This window comes from Streptomyces sp. NPDC059456, assembly GCF_042750055.1.
Taxonomy (GTDB): Bacteria; Actinomycetota; Actinomycetes; order Streptomycetales; family Streptomycetaceae; genus Streptomyces.
The window spans coordinates 1-815 of the sequence record NZ_JBHYVA010001043.1; the positions used below are offsets into that span (position 1 = coordinate 1).

The 815-nt window shown below is 76.8% G+C and carries 1 protein-coding gene and 1 pseudogene; both read left to right on the forward strand.

Annotation, left to right across the window (positions count from 1 at the left end; translation table 11 throughout):
* Positions 1 to 450 (forward strand): FAD-dependent oxidoreductase (locus tag ACFXA3_RS41955; RefSeq protein WP_385196680.1); only part of this gene is annotated, 450 nt, incomplete at its 5' end.
* Positions 451 to 582: 132 nt separating this feature from the next.
* Positions 583 to 726, forward strand: a pseudogene (locus ACFXA3_RS41960) (thioesterase); the annotation flags it as partial.
* Positions 727 to 815: the final 89 nt, after the last annotated feature.

Sequence of the window (815 nt, forward strand, 5' to 3'; positions counted from 1 at the left end):
TCCCAGGACCCCGCGACGTACTTCCGCCACTGGGGCGTCGACACCGCGTACACCGGTCCCGGCGGCCTCACCGCCCCCGAGCGGCCCGCGCCCCCGCGCCAGGTCCACCTCCTCCAGCGCAAGACCACCAAGGTCGGCGCCGGCCTCGGCACCACCACCGGCTGGATCCACCGCGCGGAGCTCAAGCACCGCGGTGTCGTCTCCGTCGCGGGCGCCACGTACGACCGGATCGACGACGAGGGCCTGCACATCACCGTCGGCGGCGAGCAGCGGCTCGTCCCCGCCGACACGGTGGTGCTCTGCACCGGTCAGGAGCCGCGCCGCGACCTGTACGAGGCCCTGCTCGCGGCCGGCGCCCGGCCGCACCTGATCGGCGGCGCGGACGTGGCCGCCGAGCTGGACGCCAAGCGGGCGATCCGCCAGGGCACGGAGCTGGCGGCGACGCTCTGACCCGCGCCGCGCACGAACGGGACCGGCGCGTCCGGCGCGTCGTCGCCGGCCCGCCGGACCGGCCGGAGCGCGTACTGCCCTGAAGGATCAATGGTGTTGTGGCGGCCCGGGGCGGGCCGCCACAATCTGCGGGTGACCCTGACACCCGCAGACGCAGACAAGATCCTCGCCGACCACTTCGCCCCGTGGGTGCTCGCCCTCGGGCTGACCGTCCAGGAGACCGGCGAGCGGCACGCCGTCCTGCGGCTGCCCTGGTCCGAGTCGCGGGCCCGGGACGGGGGGGGCCCCCGGGGGGCGGGCGGGGGGCGCGGGGTGGGGTAACGGGGGGGCGGGGTCCGGGTACTCGGTGTCGGTGTGGGTTCGGG